General features: G+C 62.8%; 16 protein-coding genes. 5 read left to right on the forward strand and 11 right to left on the reverse strand.

Translation table 11 applies throughout. From position 1 onward, the window contains the following. Window positions 1-12: 12 nt before the first annotated feature. Window positions 13-279 (reverse strand): flagellar biosynthetic protein FliQ, encoded by a 267-nt coding sequence (locus tag R2N11_RS25510; protein ID WP_316682866.1) that lies wholly within the window; start codon window positions 277-279, stop codon window positions 13-15. Here R2N11_RS25510 and R2N11_RS25515 point away from each other — a divergent pair. Then, entirely contained in the window at window positions 274-903 is a 630-nt protein-coding gene (locus tag R2N11_RS25515) for a hypothetical protein (RefSeq protein ID WP_316682867.1), read from the forward strand. The two genes, R2N11_RS25510 and R2N11_RS25515, sit on opposite strands and share 6 nt — an antisense overlap. A gap of 83 nt (window positions 904-986) precedes the next feature. Here the strand turns inward: R2N11_RS25515 and R2N11_RS25520 are convergent, their stop codons facing one another. Genes R2N11_RS25520 through R2N11_RS25535 form a run of 4 tightly spaced genes read right to left on the reverse strand, consistent with a single transcriptional unit; the run spans window position 987 to window position 5365 of the window. Further along, entirely contained in the window at window positions 987-1634 is a 648-nt protein-coding gene (locus R2N11_RS25520) for a DUF2894 domain-containing protein (protein WP_430715479.1), read from the reverse strand. Next, on the reverse strand, window positions 1621-2271 hold the full coding sequence (locus tag R2N11_RS25525; protein WP_316682868.1) for an OmpA family protein: 651 nt from the start codon (window positions 2269-2271) through the stop codon (window positions 1621-1623). The genes R2N11_RS25520 and R2N11_RS25525 overlap by 14 nt, the downstream gene beginning before the upstream one ends. Continuing rightward, entirely contained in the window at window positions 2268-4598 is a 2331-nt protein-coding gene (locus R2N11_RS25530) for a DUF802 domain-containing protein (protein ID WP_316682869.1), read from the reverse strand. The genes R2N11_RS25525 and R2N11_RS25530 overlap by 4 nt, the downstream gene beginning before the upstream one ends. A 17-nt stretch (window positions 4599-4615) precedes the next feature. Next, on the reverse strand, window positions 4616-5365 hold the full coding sequence (locus tag R2N11_RS25535) for a DUF3348 domain-containing protein (RefSeq protein WP_316682879.1): 750 nt from the start codon (window positions 5363-5365) through the stop codon (window positions 4616-4618). A gap of 196 nt (window positions 5366-5561) precedes the next feature. Between R2N11_RS25535 and R2N11_RS25540 the strand changes: the two genes are divergently transcribed. Beyond that, on the forward strand, window positions 5562-6695 hold the full coding sequence (locus tag R2N11_RS25540; protein WP_316682870.1) for a class I SAM-dependent methyltransferase: 1134 nt from the start codon (window positions 5562-5564) through the stop codon (window positions 6693-6695). A gap of 1 nt (window position 6696) precedes the next feature. Here R2N11_RS25540 and R2N11_RS25545 read toward each other — a convergent pair whose 3' ends face one another. Continuing rightward, window positions 6697-7971 carry a TIGR03862 family flavoprotein gene (locus tag R2N11_RS25545; RefSeq protein WP_316682871.1) on the reverse strand — a complete coding sequence of 425 codons (1275 nt, stop codon included), beginning with the start codon at window positions 7969-7971 and terminating at the stop codon, window positions 6697-6699. Between the two features lie 217 nt (window positions 7972-8188). Between R2N11_RS25545 and R2N11_RS25550 the strand changes: the two genes are divergently transcribed. Further along, a complete protein-coding gene (locus R2N11_RS25550; RefSeq protein ID WP_316682872.1) occupies window positions 8189-9025 on the forward strand; it encodes a class I SAM-dependent methyltransferase in 837 nt (278 codons plus the stop codon). Window positions 9026-9128: 103 nt separating this feature from the next. Here R2N11_RS25550 and R2N11_RS25555 read toward each other — a convergent pair whose 3' ends face one another. The 5 genes from R2N11_RS25555 to R2N11_RS25575 all read right to left on the reverse strand — a co-directional run bounded on the left by R2N11_RS25555 (window position 9129) and on the right by R2N11_RS25575 (window position 13189). Further along, window positions 9129-10097 (reverse strand): fimbrial protein, encoded by a 969-nt coding sequence (locus tag R2N11_RS25555; RefSeq protein WP_316682873.1) that lies wholly within the window; start codon window positions 10095-10097, stop codon window positions 9129-9131. A 35-nt stretch (window positions 10098-10132) separates the two neighbouring features. Beyond that, complete coding sequence (locus R2N11_RS25560; RefSeq protein ID WP_316682874.1) at window positions 10133-11149, reverse strand: fimbrial protein; 1017 nt, start codon at window positions 11147-11149, stop codon at window positions 10133-10135. Window positions 11150-11201: 52 nt separating this feature from the next. Beyond that, window positions 11202-11753, reverse strand: a complete 552-nt coding sequence (locus R2N11_RS25565) for a fimbrial protein (protein ID WP_316682875.1) — start codon at window positions 11751-11753, stop codon at window positions 11202-11204. Between the two features lie 85 nt (window positions 11754-11838). After that, window positions 11839-12588, reverse strand: a complete 750-nt coding sequence (locus R2N11_RS25570; RefSeq protein ID WP_199026630.1) for a fimbrial biogenesis chaperone — start codon at window positions 12586-12588, stop codon at window positions 11839-11841. Window positions 12589-12913: 325 nt separating this feature from the next. Next, window positions 12914-13189 carry a hypothetical protein gene (locus R2N11_RS25575; RefSeq protein WP_199026631.1) on the reverse strand — a complete coding sequence of 92 codons (276 nt, stop codon included), beginning with the start codon at window positions 13187-13189 and terminating at the stop codon, window positions 12914-12916. Between the two features lie 888 nt (window positions 13190-14077). On the opposite strand from R2N11_RS25575, the gene R2N11_RS25580 reads away from it, so the two are divergent. Both R2N11_RS25580 and R2N11_RS25585 read left to right on the forward strand, forming a co-directional pair. Beyond that, window positions 14078-14548 (forward strand): hypothetical protein, encoded by a 471-nt coding sequence (locus R2N11_RS25580; protein ID WP_316682876.1) that lies wholly within the window; start codon window positions 14078-14080, stop codon window positions 14546-14548. A gap of 203 nt (window positions 14549-14751) precedes the next feature. Further along, the coding region (locus R2N11_RS25585; protein WP_316682877.1) for an ESPR-type extended signal peptide-containing protein at window positions 14752-16150 on the forward strand (1399 nt) is incomplete at its 3' end.

A 16150-nucleotide genomic window follows, 5' to 3' on the forward strand; every position in this document is an offset into this window, starting at 1 on the left:
GGGACGACGACTTCAGAACAGCGTTGGAATGCTGGCCCAGAGCTGCGCGGAATAGCTTGTCAGCGTGCGCAACATCCACGGGCCCATCGCGATCAAGACGACGCCGGTCGCGAGAAGCTTGGGGACAAAGGTCAGGGACATTTCCTGAACCTGGGTCACGACCTGCAACAAGCTAATGGCAAGCCCGACCACCAGAATGACGGCGAGAACAGGCAGGCAAATGACCAGCCCCGTCCACAAAAGATTCGCCATCATGCGCAGCGCCAGATCCGCATGCATTCTTACTTCCCCATCCCTGTGCGTTATTTTGATGTTTTTCGCATGGTGGCCGCTGCTATTTCCCTTTCAGGGTTGTCGGCTTATGCAAAACGCTGGCACCCCCCCTTAAACCCCAGGAATAATCCGCGATCTGCGCCAATCTTTGTTGCGCGCAGACGGCTCACTCCCGCTCGGAGTACTCCGGCAGGGATGGCTCAAAGCTGGATTAAAAGTAGGAGGAAACGCCAAACGGGCACGATTTTGCCGGCAGCCCAAAAAACTTGCAACACATTGTTACAAACAACGCAAGCGAATTTACAACAGGTCAGGTTTTACACACAGTGTGTAGGTAAAAATCGAAGCTCCCATGCTGGTGATATGACGCGCAAACCGACGTGGAACGACGCCAATCAAAGCAAATCTTTGCCAACAGGCAGGCCTGAAGCCGTCGAGAGCGATTACGTGATTAATGCAGCGCATTTCACGGTGCATGCACCGCACCTTGGTGAGGCGGACTTGAAAATAGCTACTCTCGCGCCCTTGCCGGGTATCGCGTGTTTCAGACATTCGCAGGATTCTCACCGTTGGAATGACATCAGGCGATTCTGCGAAGAAGATCCTTTGGAACGCACGGTCATTTTCTAGCTGCCCGACGTCTTTTCTACAACGTCACACTGGTGCCGCCGTATTTGTCGGCATCAGGCGGTCGCTCAACAGCTGTTGCCGGCCTATCTGGGTGGCTTGCCTTTCACACTCTTACTGCTCACACCACCACGCCCAACCTCCAGCCCGGCACCAGCCCCCTCCCCGCCCATCCGCTCCAGCCACGACAGCGCATCCACATACGCCAGGAACTGCCGCAGATACTCCGGCGACACCTCGCGCATCAGCAGCAGTGACCGGTGCACAAGGCTGCTCGAATTGAGCGGCCCGGCGTTGGTCGGCACTTGATCAAGCGACTGGCGCAACTGTTTCTCTGCACTGACGCGCGACCAGGTTTCCCGCACGTCTTCGAGAATCTTCAGTTCAGTGGCGGCATGGGGATGGCGCTCTAGGCCAATGGCCGCAGCGCCACCAGCATCCGCGCGCGCATGGCTGGCGATGCTATCGAGCAAATCGCCCAACGCACTACGCGCAGGCATACCGGAACCCCCATCCGCCTCAGGCACTGGCATCGCTCGAGCGACGTCATCCGCATAGGCCGCGATCAAGTTGCTCAGTCGTTCCTCCAGGAGGCGCCGCGCCTCGCCCGTTTGCTTGGCCGCACGACGATGCAGCGCCTCAATGAAGTGAAAGCGCACGCGATCAAGGCGATCCGCACCGCGTGCTCGCCAGTCGTCGAGCATCACCTGCGTGGACGAATCAGTTGGGCTCACGACGCCCACCGTTGGAAGCAGACTGCCTCGGCACAGGCGCAATCTCCACACGCCGGTTCTTCGCGCGGCCCACATCATCCGCATTGGAGCTCACGGGTTGCTGCGAGCCAAACGCCGCGGCAAACACGCTGGACGCGGGAATACCTTCATCAATCAATGCGCGTGTCACCGTCAACGCACGCTTGGCAGACAACTCCCAGTTATCGGCAAACTGGCGATTGCCGGCCCGCACCTGCTGGTCATCGGAGAACCCGCTCACCATCAAAATCTCATCGCGGGACGTGAGATACGCCGCCAGCGGGCCTGCCAGACTCTTCATCAGCGCGCGCCCCTCGGGCTGCAACTGATCGGAATTGAGCGCAAACAGCACACTGCCGTTGATGCCGATCCGCCCGTTGACCAGCGTCACGCGCCCCGCCGCCAGCGGGCCGGCCAGAGCCTGCTCCAGCGTCTTGCGGCGCTGTGCCTCCGCCTCGCGCTGCTTGACCTCGTTCTCCAGCTTGGACGACAGCTCCAGCTGCACGCCAATCACACCCACCAGAATCAGCACGAAGGCGCCAAGCACCACCGACATCAAGTCGCCAAACGCGGCCCAGACCGGCGCGGACTCCAGGCCGCCGTCAATCTCGTCGTTCATGCCGCTTCGGTTCCGGCAAGGGCACGCTGCTCGCCAGCATGGCCGCTGGAATGGCCACCCAAGCGCTGCAGGTCTTCAAGGATCTGCTTTTGCGACAGCATGCTCAGATCAATCACCTCCCGCGCCTGTGCCACGTAGTAGGCAAGCTGTTCATCGCTGCGCGTGAGCGACTTGTCCAGCGCGGCTTCGATCCGCTGCAGGTGCGCCACCAGTTTGTCATTCGACTCACCGAACAGGTGCACCGCCGCGCCAAACGCCTCGCCCAGGCTTGCCACCTCAACGGCACTGCCGGTCACCTGCGCGGCCACTGCGCCCAGCTTGCCGGTCTCGGCCTCCACCCGATCGGTGAAGCGCACACCAACCCGCTCAAGCAGATCTGCCGAACTGGCAACCAGCGCATCCACCGCGGTTCGCTGTTCGGTAGACGCGTGGTTCACAGCGTCGAGCAGCGTCTCCAGCGTGCCCAGCAAGCGCGTGCGCTCTTCCAGCATTGCCGTGTCGCGGACCATGCTGTCGGACAGCTTCTGGCGCAGCTCGGCAACCACTTCGGCTGCCGCCTTGGGCGCCTCCGAGGCAGCCTGCACCAGTCGAGCAATCTCGGCGATCGTGTCGTTGGCGTGGGCCTGTGTTTGCGAAGAGATGTCGCGCGCGGTCTGTGCCAGCGCATCGCAAATTGCCTGTTGGCGGCTTGCCGTGTCGGCACCCGCCTTCTCCCATTCCTGGCTCAGCTTGGCGCCCATTGCACCCAGCGCCTCGGTCCAGGCCGCCAGACGTTGCTGGTCGCGTGCTTCCAGCGCAGTCTGCAACGCCACATGCGATTGGCGCGATGCATCCTGCTGCGCGGCGATATCGCGGGCAGTTGCCGCCAGCGCATCGCAAATTGCCTGCTGGCGGCTCGCCGTGTCGGCACCCGCCTTCTCCCACGCCTGGCTCAGCTTGGCGCCCATTGCGCCCAGCGCCTCGGTCCAGGCTGCCAGACGTTGCTGGTCGCGTGCTTCCAGCGCAGTCTGCAATGCCACATGCGATTGGCGTGATGCATCCTGCAACGACACGGCATGTTGCTCGAACGTCGCCGCAGCCGCCTCCAGGGCACGCTGGTTCCGATCCGCCAGTTCCACGTGAGTGTGCTCCTGGCGCGAAAGTGCATCGCTCCAGGCGCCGGACAGGCTGCCCACCGTCGCATCCAGGCGCTCGGCAACGCCGTCGAGCAGACGGGTCGAGCGTTGCTCAAAGGTTTCGGCAAACCGGTCCAGCGAGGTACCGACGTTCCCCACCAGCGCAGCGCTTGCGCGTTGATGCTCCGACAACGCGGTGTTCCAGATGCCCGCGACCGTCTCGGCCGTTGCCTCAAAGCGCGTCGACAGGCCGTCCAGTTGGCGCTGCACGGCTTGCGTTACCGTCTCATGCAGCGCGGCGGATTCACGCGCAAGCCCCGCCATCGTCGTGTCGACCACCGGTTGCAGCGCTGCGCCGGCAACGCGTGCACTTTCAGCGGCACTGTCCTGCAACGACTGCCCGACAGAAGATGCCAGTTGACGGTAGGCCAGCTCCGTCTTGTCGAGAAACGCTTGCTGGCTGGCGATCTGGCGTTCGCTGCTGGCGGCGCTCTGTTGCTCCAGCGCAGCCATCATTGCCTGCAGCCGGTCCACCAGGGCGGGCATGGCGTCCGATTGCCGCTGCAGCAGCTTGAACGTCTCTTCGCGTTGATGCGCGTGGGAATAGATGCGCAGTGTCGTGGCGATCTGGGTGTCGAGCGCCTGAACCGCCTGCAGCCGCTCACGCCGGCACAGCGCGGACAGCAACCCCAGCATGGCGGATGTGGCCACCCCGGCAATCGACGTACCGAACGAGAACCCCAGGCCCTTGACCGGTGCGGCCAGCGACGCGCGAATCGCCTGCAGGTCGGTGGCGCTCTCCAGCGCGGCGCCCGTGCCCTTGAGCGTCATCACCATGCCGAGCAACGTCCCCAGCATGCCTAGCAAGACAAGCAGACCCACCAGATACGGCGTCAGCGCAGGCCCAGGCAGCGCAACGCGCTCGCCTTCCACGCGCAGGCGCACCGCGTTGCGCAGGCTCGGGGGCAGTTGTTCCAGCCAGGCCCCCAGCTTGGGCGGCTGTTCAGACAGCCCGGCCACGGCTTGCGTGAGCGTGCCTGTGGCCTGCTGATAACGGCGCAACTCCAGCGCCCCCGCCACGTAGGCGGCGCCAATCACGATGGTGACGACCAGCGCGAGCGGGTTCACGCCCACGACATAGCCTGCCGCAATCCACCCCAGGGCCACCAGCCCGACAAAGAAGACGATGAGATTCAGGTGATTTCTGGACATGGTGTCCTGTTGAACGCCTAGCGGGTACGAAGGGCGGCAAGCAACCCGTCGACCGGTTGAAAACGAACATCCAGCTCTGCAAGCAGCACGCTCTGCATATCCTTGCGGAACGCATGCAACCATGCGCGGGATGGGGATGTGGGTTGAGTGGTTCGGGCAGCGCTCTCCGGCGGCGCATCTGCCTGCGGCTGCCCAGCCGTGCGCAAGCGCTCGAAGTACGCCCCAAGCATCGTCGGGATGGCACCCAATAGCGTGCGTTCCCGCGCGCCAAGGGCCTGCTCCATGCTGGCGTCCAGCACAGCAAGCCGGGCCAGATCGGGCGTCTTCGCGGCCAGCACGCGTCGTACGCGGCCACGCAGCTCGCCAATCTCTATCTCCATGGTCTGCTGCATCAAGAGGTAGCGCTGCCGAATATCCGCGTAGTCGACCGGCGCGGCCGGCATGGCGGGTTGAATGGGCGCGCGCCCACCTCCGCCCGGCCTGGCATCCGGTGCACAAGCAGTTGCGATGGACTTTGCCAACGCGGCGCGGACACGGCTGCACATGGTCTCGGCGTCCATGCCAACGGGCCGCACACCAGGGGTGATGGCCGGCGGACTGGCCGCAAGCGCCGTCGAGAGCGTGATGGCGTCCGTCCAACTGAGCCATTGGCTCAATCGGTCTGAAAGCGGCTGCCCGGATTCGGAAACGTCGACATCCGTCAGGCGAGCAAGTAAGCGGATCAGCGCAGGGCCGCTGAGCGCCCTGCGTTGCTGGGCGTGCGCCATGCTACGAGTGCCAAAAAAAGGCTGGAGTTTACACTGCCCGCCAGCCCAGACCGCCTTCTGCGAGCGGATCAAGGATCACTTTCATGGAAAGAATCACGGTGCGGTCGACAGCATTCGCCCGCATTGTGCGTTTGCACCGCCAGCGGTATCGTGTCGCCCACAACCGCGCCTTACCCCGCCTTCTACCCATTCCGCTGTGACCAATCACCCCACCCTCACCTGGACAGACGCCGAAACTGGCGCCGACCACACCGCCCTGTGGCGCTCCGAAGCCGGCAACCCGCCACCCAAGCGCGTGGTCATTGCGGACGACCGCATCACCGCAGACGCCGCCTACCGCCTGGCCTGCGAGGGCACCGCACTGCTCTGGCGCGGCGACTTCCAGAACGCGCGCCAACTGCTGCAGGCGATGTCGCGCCGCACCGATCGCAAACCGCGCAAGGAGGCCACCTCGCCCATCGATGCGTTCAACCTCCATCGCCAAGCGCAATCGCAGCGCGCCCGCACGCTCGGCATGCTGCTGATCCAGCTCGATGCCGATTACACGATTCCGCTGCGCCGTGCGCCTGACATGCGCGAAGCCTGCATGGAAGCGTATGGCGCGGGTGAGGCGGCGTCGGTCGTCTCGCTGCGGGAGCTGCTCGGCCTGATCGGCGCGCACGAATGGCGCAAGAAAGGGGTGGAGATTCCCGCGCTGGATGGCGAACGCATTCACCCGCACTACGGCGTGTTCTCACCCGTGCGTGGGGAGTACATCGATCTGGTCGCGCAGGCGCCGTTGCCGTCGAAGGCGCTGGCGTTTGACATCGGCACGGGCACGGGTGTGCTGGCTGCGGTGCTGGCAAAGCGCGGTGTCAAGCGCGTCATCGGCACCGATCAAGACCCGCGTGCGCTGGCTTGTGCACGAGACAACCTGACCCGCCTCGGGCTGCAAACCCAGGTGGACGTTGTTGAAACCGATCTCTTTCCCGAAGGGCGCGCGCCACTCGTCGTGTGCAACCCGCCGTGGCTGCCAGCGCGGCCCAGTTCGCCGATCGAGCGGGCCGTCTACGACCCGGACAGCACCATGTTGCGCGGCTTTCTCAATGGTCTTGCCGCACACCTTGAGCCCGGTGGCGAGGGCTGGCTGATCCTGTCGGACTTTGCAGAGCACCTCGGCCTGCGCACGCGTGAGACCCTGTTGGCCATGATCGACGCGGCGGGCCTGCAAGTCGTCGGCCGCCAAGACATCAAGCCCAAGCACCCCAAAGCCTCGGATGAGAACGACCCGCTCTACAAGGCGCGCGTGGCCGAGGTGACCTCGTTGTGGCGCCTGAAGGCGCGCCAGTAACCTAACGCGTGGCCAGATAGTCGAGCACGCCCTGCCCGGCGGCGGCGCCCGTTGCAAAGCACGCCGTCAACAGATAGCCGCCCGTCGGCGCCTCCCAATCGAGCATCTCGCCCGCGCAGAACACGCCGGGCAGGCGCGCGATCATCAGGTTGGCATCCAACGCCTCAAACGCCACGCCGCCCGCGCTGCTGATCGCTTCGTCGATCGGCCGGGTGCGCGTGAGGCGCAGCGGCAGCGCCTTGATGGCAGCGGCCAACTGTGCAAGATCGGCAAACGCCGCCTTCGACAGGCACTCACGCAGCAGCCCAAGCTTCACACCCGTGATGTTCAGCTTGCTCTGCAGATGGCTCGACATTGAACGCGCGCCGCGTGGCCGCATCAGCTCATCGCGCACACGCTGTGCACTCCACCCGGGCGCCAGGTCAAGCCAGATCGTCGTTTCACCGGCGGCGGCAAGCGCATCGCGAATCGGCGCGGACAACGCATAGACAAGGCTGCCTTCCACCCCCGTCTGCGTGACCATGAACTCGCCCTGGCGGAATTGCAGCGCACCGTCGTCGCCAGACGGCAAACCAATGCCGACCGACTTGACCGGCTGCCCCGCAAAGCGCTCCCGAAAATACGGGCTCCAGTCCGCATCAAACCCGCAGTTGGCGGGCTTGAGCGGCAGCACCTGCACACCGCGCGCCTCCAGATGCGGCACCCAGGCGCCATCGGAGCCCAGGCGCGGCCAGCTACCACCGCCCATGGCAAACACGACGGCGTCGGCTTGTACAACACGCTCGCCATCAGGCGTGTCAAAACGCAGCGTTTGCGCATGATCCGATGCCGACGGTGCACCCCACCCCACCCAGCGGTGCCGCATGTGCAACTGCACACCCGCCTGACGCAACCGGTGCAGCCATGCACGCAGCAACGGCGCGGCCTTCATCTCGGTCGGAAACACCCGGCCCGAGCTACCGACAAACGTGTCGATGCCCAATCCATGAATCCACGCGCGCAGCGCATCGGGGTTGAGGCGATCAATGATCGGCGCAAGCTGTTCGCGACGCGCGCGATAGCGCCCCAGAAACGCATCCAGCGGCTCCGAATGCGTGATGTTCATCCCGCCAATGCCCGCCAACAGAAACTTGCGCCCGGCCGAGGGCATGGCATCAAACACCGCCACGCGCACGCCTTGGTTGGACAACACTTCAGCCGCCATCAGCCCGGCGGGGCCGGCACCGATCACGGCAACAAGGGGGGCACTCAAGGGGGCATTCAGCGGTTCAGACATGCGATGGCGGGCGGTGGCGCGCGTGACGCGCGTGACAAACAGGCGGGGGCGCTATTGTCACATCCCCGCTTGGCGCGGGCAAACAAAGCGGCGCATGGCGCGCATGCGGGTGCACGCCCCGTCGCCCGGCCCGCTTTTCGGTAAACTCACGGCTTCGCTCCCGTTTTTCTCTCGGCACCGTGCACCCGCGTGCAGATGCCGCCAAGCTGTCCTGACGATGTCCAACAAGACCCACGAAATCCGCCCCAACCAGTCGATCGAGCTGCTCAAGGAACTGCACATCCTGACGCGCGACGGCAAGATGAATCAGGACAGCCGCCGCAAGCTCAAGCAGGTCTACCACCTGTTCCAGTTTATCGAGCCGCTGCTGGCCGACGTACAGCAGGCCAAGGGACATGTCTCGCTGGTCGATCACGGCGCGGGCAAGTCGTACCTGGGCTTCATCCTGTACGACCTGTTCTGCAAGGAACAACCCGGCGATGGCACCTCGCACATCTACGGCATTGAAACGCGTGAAGAGCTGGTCACCAAGTCGACCGAGCTTGCCGCGCGGCTGGGCTTCAAGGGGATGTCGTTCCTGAACCTGTCGGTGGCGGAATCGATTACATCCGATCGCCTGCCGGCCACCATCGACGTGGTGACCGCACTGCACGCGTGCAATACCGCCACGGACGATGCGATCCGCTTCGCGCTCGAAAAGCACGCGCAGTACATCGTGCTGGTGCCGTGCTGCCAGGCAGAGGTGGCCGGGGTGCTGCGCAAGAACAAGGGCAAGTCGCTTGGCAATGCGCTGACAGAAATCTGGCGCCACCCGCTGCACACGCGCGAGTTCGGCAGCCAGGTCACCAACGTGCTGCGCTGCCTGCAGCTTGAAGCCCACGGCTATCAGGTGAGCGTGACGGAACTGGTTGGCTGGGAGCACTCGATGAAGAACGAGCTGATCATCGCGCAATACAAAGACCTGCCGCGCCGGCGCCCAACCGAGCGGCTGCAAGAGGTGATCAGCACGCTGGGGCTGGAAGAACTGCACGAGCGGTTTTTTGCGCCCGCTTGATAGCGAAAAAAAAACCGCGCACTTGCGCGGCTCCCAACATGCAGAAAGGGCTTGAACCGTCGTTGGTTCAAGCCCTTTCGTCTTTGATGTGGCCTAAGCCGCCTCAGTCGTAGTCGAACCGCAGTGTCGGGCTCGCGTTTGCACGGCCCGCCGTTACGGTTCCTGTGCGGTAGTAGCGCGCTGCAATGGGCACATTCAACGTGGCGCCAGCAGCAGCGCTCACGACCGTCGGGGTCGCAGAATTGACGACCAGCGGGTTGCCGCCATACAGCACCTCCACGCCAATGCCCTGGGCAACACCGGCACCCCCTGCTCCCGTCAGGGCCACCGCCGTATTGGGGCCACCGGCGGCTTGCGTACCTTGCAGCGTCATTCTCACGCGGGGCGAACCCGTACAAGTCAACGCAATGTTTTGCGTCCCACTGGCGGTGGATCGAGAGCCGACGTTCGAAAATGAACCGCCCGAGACATTGCCCAGCGGAATCGTGATGCTTGTATTGTTGACGGTGCATGTTGGCGCCGCAATGCTCGAGACACGAGCGTATACGTTGTAGCCAACCGTGCCATTACTCACGAATCTTGCCTGCCCGACGAGAACAAGCCCCCCCCGCCAATCGGTGCCATTGCTGTTCAGCTTGACCAACTCAGCTGAAAGGGTACTGGAGCCGAGCGTATAGCTGACTGTCCCACTCGAGCTCATCGTTGCAATCGTCAAGGCAGAATCGTTGCCAAGCACGGTGTTGCCCGATCGGAGTACCAAGCCGTAGCGAGAGTTAGCCCCTGCCGTCAGCGTAATCGAGCCATCACTTCCACCCCGCGCCCCTGTGGGCACATAGAGGACCAGCCTGTCGGAGCCCCCTGAACCAGAACACCTGGCGGTCCACGGGGTACCCGTTGCGACAACTGTGGTTCTCCCAAGAGAACCCACCCCTTTGTCGATGATGTTTCCCATCTCAGCAGTGGCTACGTAGTTTCCGCCAGTGCAGTTAACTTGCGCATAGGCGCTTTGTGAAAAATGAAACGCAGCAATGGCCATGAGGCCGTACTTCATTCTGTTGATCAACATCGCCATATACCTTCTTCCCCGTTTCTTGTGGCCGAGCCGCCTCAGTTGTAGTCGAACCGCAGTGTCGGGCTCGCGTTTGCACGGCCAGCCGTTACGGTTCCTATGCGGTAGTAGCGCGCTGCAATGGGCACATTCAACGTGGCGCCAGCAGCAGCGCTCACAACCGTCGGGGTCGCAGAATTGACGACCAGCGGGTTGCCGCCATACAGGATCTGCACGCCAATGCCCTGGGCAACACCGGCACCCCCTGCTCCCGTCAGGGCCACCGTGGTATTGGGGCCGCCAGCGGCTTGCGTACCTTGCAAGGTCATTCTGACGCGGGGCGAATACGCACACGTCAACGCAATGTTTTGCGTTGCGCTAATGGGGGATGGCGTGCCGACACCGGAAAGTGAGCCGCCCGAGACATTGCCCAGCGGAATGTTGACGCTCCCGGTGTTGACGGTGCAAGTGGGTGTCTGCCGGGTAAAGCCATTCACGCAGGCCCCAATGCCAGCCAAGTAATTGCTCATACCGTCGCTTGCCACCAAATTACCAATGGGAGTTAGCTGCGTACAGAACCCATTATTAAGACTGGTAGTAGCGCTTGTTTTGATCAATTGCGCGGTGATGCCGGAAGGTGCCTGGTCATAGTTGCCTGCGGCCGAATACGTTCTATAGACAACCTCGCTACGCAGCGGAGTCCCGTTATATAGTATTCGTACCGACGCACCATTAATGTTATAGCTCGGCACATCTACATTACTGGCCGGCCGAAGATTCGACGAACCGTTTGCACGCGTGCCATTAACAAGCGTACAGGACAAGGTAGACGGATAAGTTCCTGAATCAACAACGGTGGCTGTTGCCAAGACGCCGCCAATTGGAATATTCGGATTATCTACAACATTATTGAATGTCGCTACCCAAGATCCGACTCGCCCAATGAAGCTCCACGGTTGGCATACGGTATAGCTTGCCATCGCATTACCTGACGCGCAAAAGAAAGCCACGACCCCAAACAACCAAGTGGATAGCCTGAGCCCGCTATTGCCCTTAAAAAATATTGGCTGTTTCATATCAACCTCAACTCAATCAAATAATGCTGTGGTGGCAGCCGCCTGCCCGCGCTTAGTTGATGGTGAACGTCAACGTGGCCGTTGCATTGGCCGCACCGGCCGTCGGGGCGGCTGTGGTGGCGAAATACCGCGCCCCAACACGCACCGTGACAGTGGCGCCAGTGGGGATCGTGACGGCCGTGCCACGCGTCAACAGCGTTCCAGGTGTGCCAGTCGTGGCGGTGCTGTACAAAAGCTGCACGCCCACGCCAGTTGCAATGCCTGTACCACTACCCGTGAGGGCCAGCACGGTCGTGTTTGCTGTGCCGGTGTGTTGCGTGCCGGTCATCGTCATCTTGATGCCGGGGCTGGAGGTGCAGGTGAGCGTAATGTTCTGCATCCCGGCGGTAGCGGAGAAATCTCCAGGTGCCTTGAACGTGCTGGCCGCAACGGTGCCCAGAGGAATCGTGAGCGACGAGCCCCCCGTAATCCGGCACTCACCGGTGATGTTGCCCGTCACATTAACGGTGGACGTTTGAGCCAAGGCTTCGGTAGCACCACCGGCAATCAGCAGCAGGGCAGCCAGCGCATGGGGCAGGCAACGCTTGTGGTTCGCGATCTTCATGAAGACTCTGTGAGTAGAAGGTTCGGCAATGGCGCCGGTTACGGTAAAGAACTGCGCAGTGCATGCGCATCTGCAGAAAATCGGGTTACGGCACAAGCGGCGCCTCCTGCGCGCTTGATCCGCCGGCGTCGTCAATCACGTCAAAACTGGCCCGGACGTCGCCACTGGGGCGGCTCGTCAGTTGGAGCGGTGCGAGTGAAAACGTGGCCGTGGCGCCCGGTGCCACCATGCCGCCGTCGTCATTGCGCTTGAGAACGCCGTCAACTTTCAGCCCAACATCCGCAAAGTTGACGTAGTACGGCGTGGGGTTGGTCACCTCCAGGGCAAAGCCCTGGCCGCCCTCGCCCGTCACCCATTTCCAACTGAGTTGCTTGAATGCATCGTTGGGATTGCCCTGCAAGCCCAACGGCCGAAAGATCAGCTTGATGCGTGTGCGCGTTGCAAACTGAACCTGATTGACGCTTGCCCCATTGGCCGCTTTGGGCGGCACCTCCAGCACGTTGAACCAGAACATCGTCTCTTGGTTGTCGGGCAGCGGGTCACCGGTGTAGGTCAACCGCACAGCGTGGCCGCTGTTGGGCTCCATGCGAAACATGGGCGGCCGGATAAAGAACGGCGCCTTGATGGCATCGGGGGTTTCCAGCGGGTCTCCGGTGTCCACCCACACCTGCGCCAGCACGGGCTGCTTGCCCTGGTTAGCCAAGGAGACCGTCACCTCCTTCTGGTCGGCGGGATAGATCACGCGCGTTGCGCCAATCACCACACTGGCTTGCACTGCACTGGCGCCGCACCCCATCACCAACAGGCACGCGGCCATGAAACGGCGGACAGACATACGTCACCTCATGGTTGGAATGTGGATCAACGTGGCCTGGCCCGCCCGCACGTTTGCGACACACATGCGTGCAATCTCTTGCGGCAGGGGGAATTTCTGCGGGCGCTCAACCGCGCTGGCGGCGGAGCCAATGGACAGACCGGAAACGACAGGCCTGATTCTGGAGACTGGCGGGCGAAAGCGTTATAAGACTGCTCCTAAATTTGAGGACGCAGTCGTGCGCGTTTGACTGAGAGCGCGGCATTGCGCCCGCTCTTGGTGGCATCCCCGCCCGTCTCGGGGAACCGTCTTGCTATCGTTATTGGCGTTACTGGCGCTATTAGCGTTATTGGCGCTCGCCAGCCTGCTCTACGGCGGTCAGCACTTCCCACGTTTCAGGGTTGACCTGACACCCTTCCAGCACCATCGACACGAATGCGCCAATGCCATCCAAGAACCCGGCCCGATATTCCGGTGGATGCGCACTGGCGTGGGCCAGCGCCCAGCGCAGCGTATCGGGGCGGAATTGGCGGTGAATGCGCAGATCTGCCTGCGTGCGGCAGAGGTAGTCTCGCGCAGCCAGTGCGCCGGTCAGGTAGATGCGACGTTGGCTGGGAGTCATTGCGCACCTCCTGACCGGCAGGAATGGGGGCGGTGTTTGGGTGGGGATGGGTACGACGCGGGGCGATGCCCGCTTGCGACTCCAGACATAGAACCTCCTGTGAGATAACAGAGGCCCAGCCATTCGCTGCTACACGAGGGTGGCGGGCCTGACGGCAGGGGTAGCAGACCGGTCTCACAGGACACCGGCAGACCCGAAGGTCTCCCTGCCCGGCCCGCCATAAAAACAATAGGCGTGCACAAGCTCCAGATGAAAAAAGCCGCGTGGCAGCGGCTATCCGGCCTGTGAGAAAGAGACGGGCTGCTACACCCGGCTACCGTTGGTGCGGCAGCGATCGCAATTATAGCGATGCACGCGCCGCTCGGATTCCGATTCTTCGATGCCACACGGACGCGGCCCGACGTCGCCCCGCCACCCTCCGGCGCTGGACCTCCAACCTCCAATGCCGCACCTAAAACCTCCGCAGCCGGACCTCCGCACCTCCGGCGTCGGACCTTTTAGCTCCGGCGTCGGACCTTTTAGCTCCGGCATCGGACCTTTTAGCTCCAGCGTCGGACCTCTGACCTCCGTGCACACACCTTTTAGGTGCGAAGGCGGACGTTCAGACCTCCGGCGTCGGACCTTTAACCCCCAGCGCCGGACCTTCAACCTGCGCGCATGCACCTTTTAGGTGGAGCGCCGGACCTCTTGGACTCCATCACCGGAGCTTTACGCTGCGTCGCCGGACCTCAGACCTCCGCAGGCGCGCCCTCGGGCGCCACCGGCATAGGAGTTTTCGGAAAATGCGCCCGAAACCGGCCCCAGGCCTTGCGATACGCCGCGTTGCCCGCCACTCTCGCGCGGTCATGCCGGTTGGCATGGCGTATCTGCATTTCACCAAGGAATCCAATGCCACAAAACCTGATCTCATTTGCGCCCAGCACCGCAGACCTCGCCGCCATTGATGGCGCGCTCAAAACGCTGGAAGACAAGTTCGTCAGCCTGATTGATCTGTCGACCGAGCAGCGCGGCGCGCTCGTCAAGATGGGCGACAAGTCCGAAGCCTTCTGCCGCAAAGCGGTCGAAGTGCTTGCCGCCAACCCCAACGTGCTGCCGCCCAACTTCAACGTGGCAGAAATGCGGCGTGACCTGGCGGGCTTCGATACGCTGCGCCCGCGCATGGTCCGCTTTGAAAAGCTCTACGAAAAGATGCGCGACTCGCAGCTCGCACTCGGCAGCGATGTGATGAGCGCCGCGCTGGAGGGCTACGCCCTGCTGAAGGTGGCCGGCAAGGGTGAAGCGCTGGATACCGCGCGTAAAGCCCTATCGGTGCGCTTCAGCAGCCGCGCGGTGAAGAAGGAAGAGGTCGCGGCCCAGTAACGCGGCGCCGCACCACCAAGCCCTCGCCCAAAAGCGCGAGGGCTTTTGCTTTGGGCCTGCGCGTATTGGGGTGTTGCGCGTAACGCAAAACCCGCCGCCCGAGTGTGCACCTGCACAAGTTTTAAGACAATTCTCATTCTGCCGAAGGCGCCCGCTCCCTAGCATGACCTTGTCACCTACACCAACCTCGAAGGAACAGGGATATGAACAAGGTTTATCGCAGCGTCTGGAACGCCACCACCAATACGTGGGCAGCGGCGGCCGAAACGGCCAAGTCGCGCTCGAAGGGCTCGGCGCGCGTTGCGCGTACTGCCGTGGCAGCCCTGGTGCTGGGCGGTGTTTCGATGAGCGGCGCGTTTGCTACGGAAGTGGACGCAGCTGACGAAGAAGAAACGATCAAGAAAACCGTGAGCCAAGTGCAGAGCACTGGCACGGTTGGCACGCAATCGATGGGCACCCAATCGATCGGCACCAGCGCAATTGGCACCACGGCTGCGCTAGATGACGCCTATATCAAGGTGAATGCGAATAGTGGCCGCACCGCGGCTACCGCCACTGGCAGTGCTTCCGTTGCAATTGGCTCTGGCGCTGCCGTAGGTAATAGCTATGGTGTAGCGATCGGCTCCAACGCTCAGGCTGGCAACGACCCGCTCAATACCAAAACGCTCGCAACCGCAGTCGGTACGGATACCGTGGCCTCGGCAGTCCGCTCCACTGCAATTGGGTCATCCGCAACTGCAACGGCCGACTACGCGTTCGCCGGCGGTGGTTATCTTGCATCGGCAACTGGCAGCGCCTCTACCGCTCTCGGCTCTAACTCGCGTGCCACAGGCAATTACTCCATCGCAATCGGCGGTGCGACAAGCTCCGACGCAAACGGCGGGCGTGGTGCTTATGCTAGCGGCGCCAGTAGCGTCGCCATTGGCGTGGTGAGTGAAGCGCGAGGTCGCAACTCCGTCGCCTTGGGCGCCAACAGCCTCGCTGATCGCGACAATACGGTGTCCGTAGGTGCGGTCAACAACCGTGATGGGAGCACCTTCACCCGGCAGATCGTCAACATGGCCGCAGGTACGCAAGCCACCGACGCCGTGAACGTGAGCCAGCTCTCGCCTGTGGTGGCGGCACTGGGCGGCGGCGCCACCATCAACCCGGATGGCTCGGTAACCGGCCCGACCTACACGCTCGCCAACGGCGGTACGCAAACCACCGTGGACGGTGCGCTGAATGCGCTCGATGGTGCGTTGACCACGGCCAACGGCAACATCGCACGCAACACGGCTGACATCACCAACATCCGCAACGACATAGACAGCGGCTCGATTGGTCTGGTGCAGCAAGCCGCCCCCGGTGCAAACCTGACCGTGGGCGCGAACACCGACGGCGCAGCCGTTGACTTTGCCGGCACGGCAGGCGCCCGCAAGCTGATCAACGTGGCCGATGGTGCGGTCTCGACCATCAGCAAGGAAGCGATCAATGGTTCGCAACTGCGTACCGTGTCTGACAGCGTGGCTTCGATCATTGGCCCAGGCACAACGGTCAACCCCGATGGTTCGATCTCGACCCCGGGATTTACCGTGGGTGATGGCCACGGCGGCACGACCA

Origin of the sequence: Ralstonia flaminis (assembly GCF_958415495.1) — a bacterium.
GTDB classification, from domain to species: domain Bacteria; phylum Pseudomonadota; class Gammaproteobacteria; order Burkholderiales; family Burkholderiaceae; genus Ralstonia; species Ralstonia flaminis.

What these genes read in the sequence shown, in the direction of transcription:
- R2N11_RS25515 (WP_316682867.1), top strand. Translation starts at nt 274, where the DNA reads ATGCATTCTTACTTCCCCATCCCTGTGCGTTATTTTGATGTTTTTCGC.
- R2N11_RS25510 (WP_316682866.1), bottom strand. Translation starts at nt 279, where the DNA reads ATGCATGCGGATCTGGCGCTGCGCATGATGGCGAATCTTTTGTGGACG.
- R2N11_RS25525 (WP_316682868.1), bottom strand. Translation starts at nt 2,271, where the DNA reads ATGAACGACGAGATTGACGGCGGCCTGGAGTCCGCGCCGGTCTGGGCC.
- R2N11_RS25530 (WP_316682869.1), bottom strand. Translation starts at nt 4,598, where the DNA reads ATGTCCAGAAATCACCTGAATCTCATCGTCTTCTTTGTCGGGCTGGTG.
- R2N11_RS25535 (WP_316682879.1), bottom strand. Translation starts at nt 5,365, where the DNA reads ATGGCGCACGCCCAGCAACGCAGGGCGCTCAGCGGCCCTGCGCTGATC.
- R2N11_RS25545 (WP_316682871.1), bottom strand. Translation starts at nt 7,971, where the DNA reads ATGTCTGAACCGCTGAATGCCCCCTTGAGTGCCCCCCTTGTTGCCGTG.
- R2N11_RS25550 (WP_316682872.1), top strand. Translation starts at nt 8,189, where the DNA reads ATGTCCAACAAGACCCACGAAATCCGCCCCAACCAGTCGATCGAGCTG.
- R2N11_RS25555 (WP_316682873.1), bottom strand. Translation starts at nt 10,097, where the DNA reads ATGGCGATGTTGATCAACAGAATGAAGTACGGCCTCATGGCCATTGCT.
- R2N11_RS25560 (WP_316682874.1), bottom strand. Translation starts at nt 11,149, where the DNA reads ATGAAACAGCCAATATTTTTTAAGGGCAATAGCGGGCTCAGGCTATCC.
- R2N11_RS25565 (WP_316682875.1), bottom strand. Translation starts at nt 11,753, where the DNA reads ATGAAGATCGCGAACCACAAGCGTTGCCTGCCCCATGCGCTGGCTGCC.
- R2N11_RS25570 (WP_199026630.1), bottom strand. Translation starts at nt 12,588, where the DNA reads ATGTCTGTCCGCCGTTTCATGGCCGCGTGCCTGTTGGTGATGGGGTGC.
- R2N11_RS25575 (WP_199026631.1), bottom strand. Translation starts at nt 13,189, where the DNA reads ATGACTCCCAGCCAACGTCGCATCTACCTGACCGGCGCACTGGCTGCG.
- R2N11_RS25580 (WP_316682876.1), top strand. Translation starts at nt 14,078, where the DNA reads ATGCCACAAAACCTGATCTCATTTGCGCCCAGCACCGCAGACCTCGCC.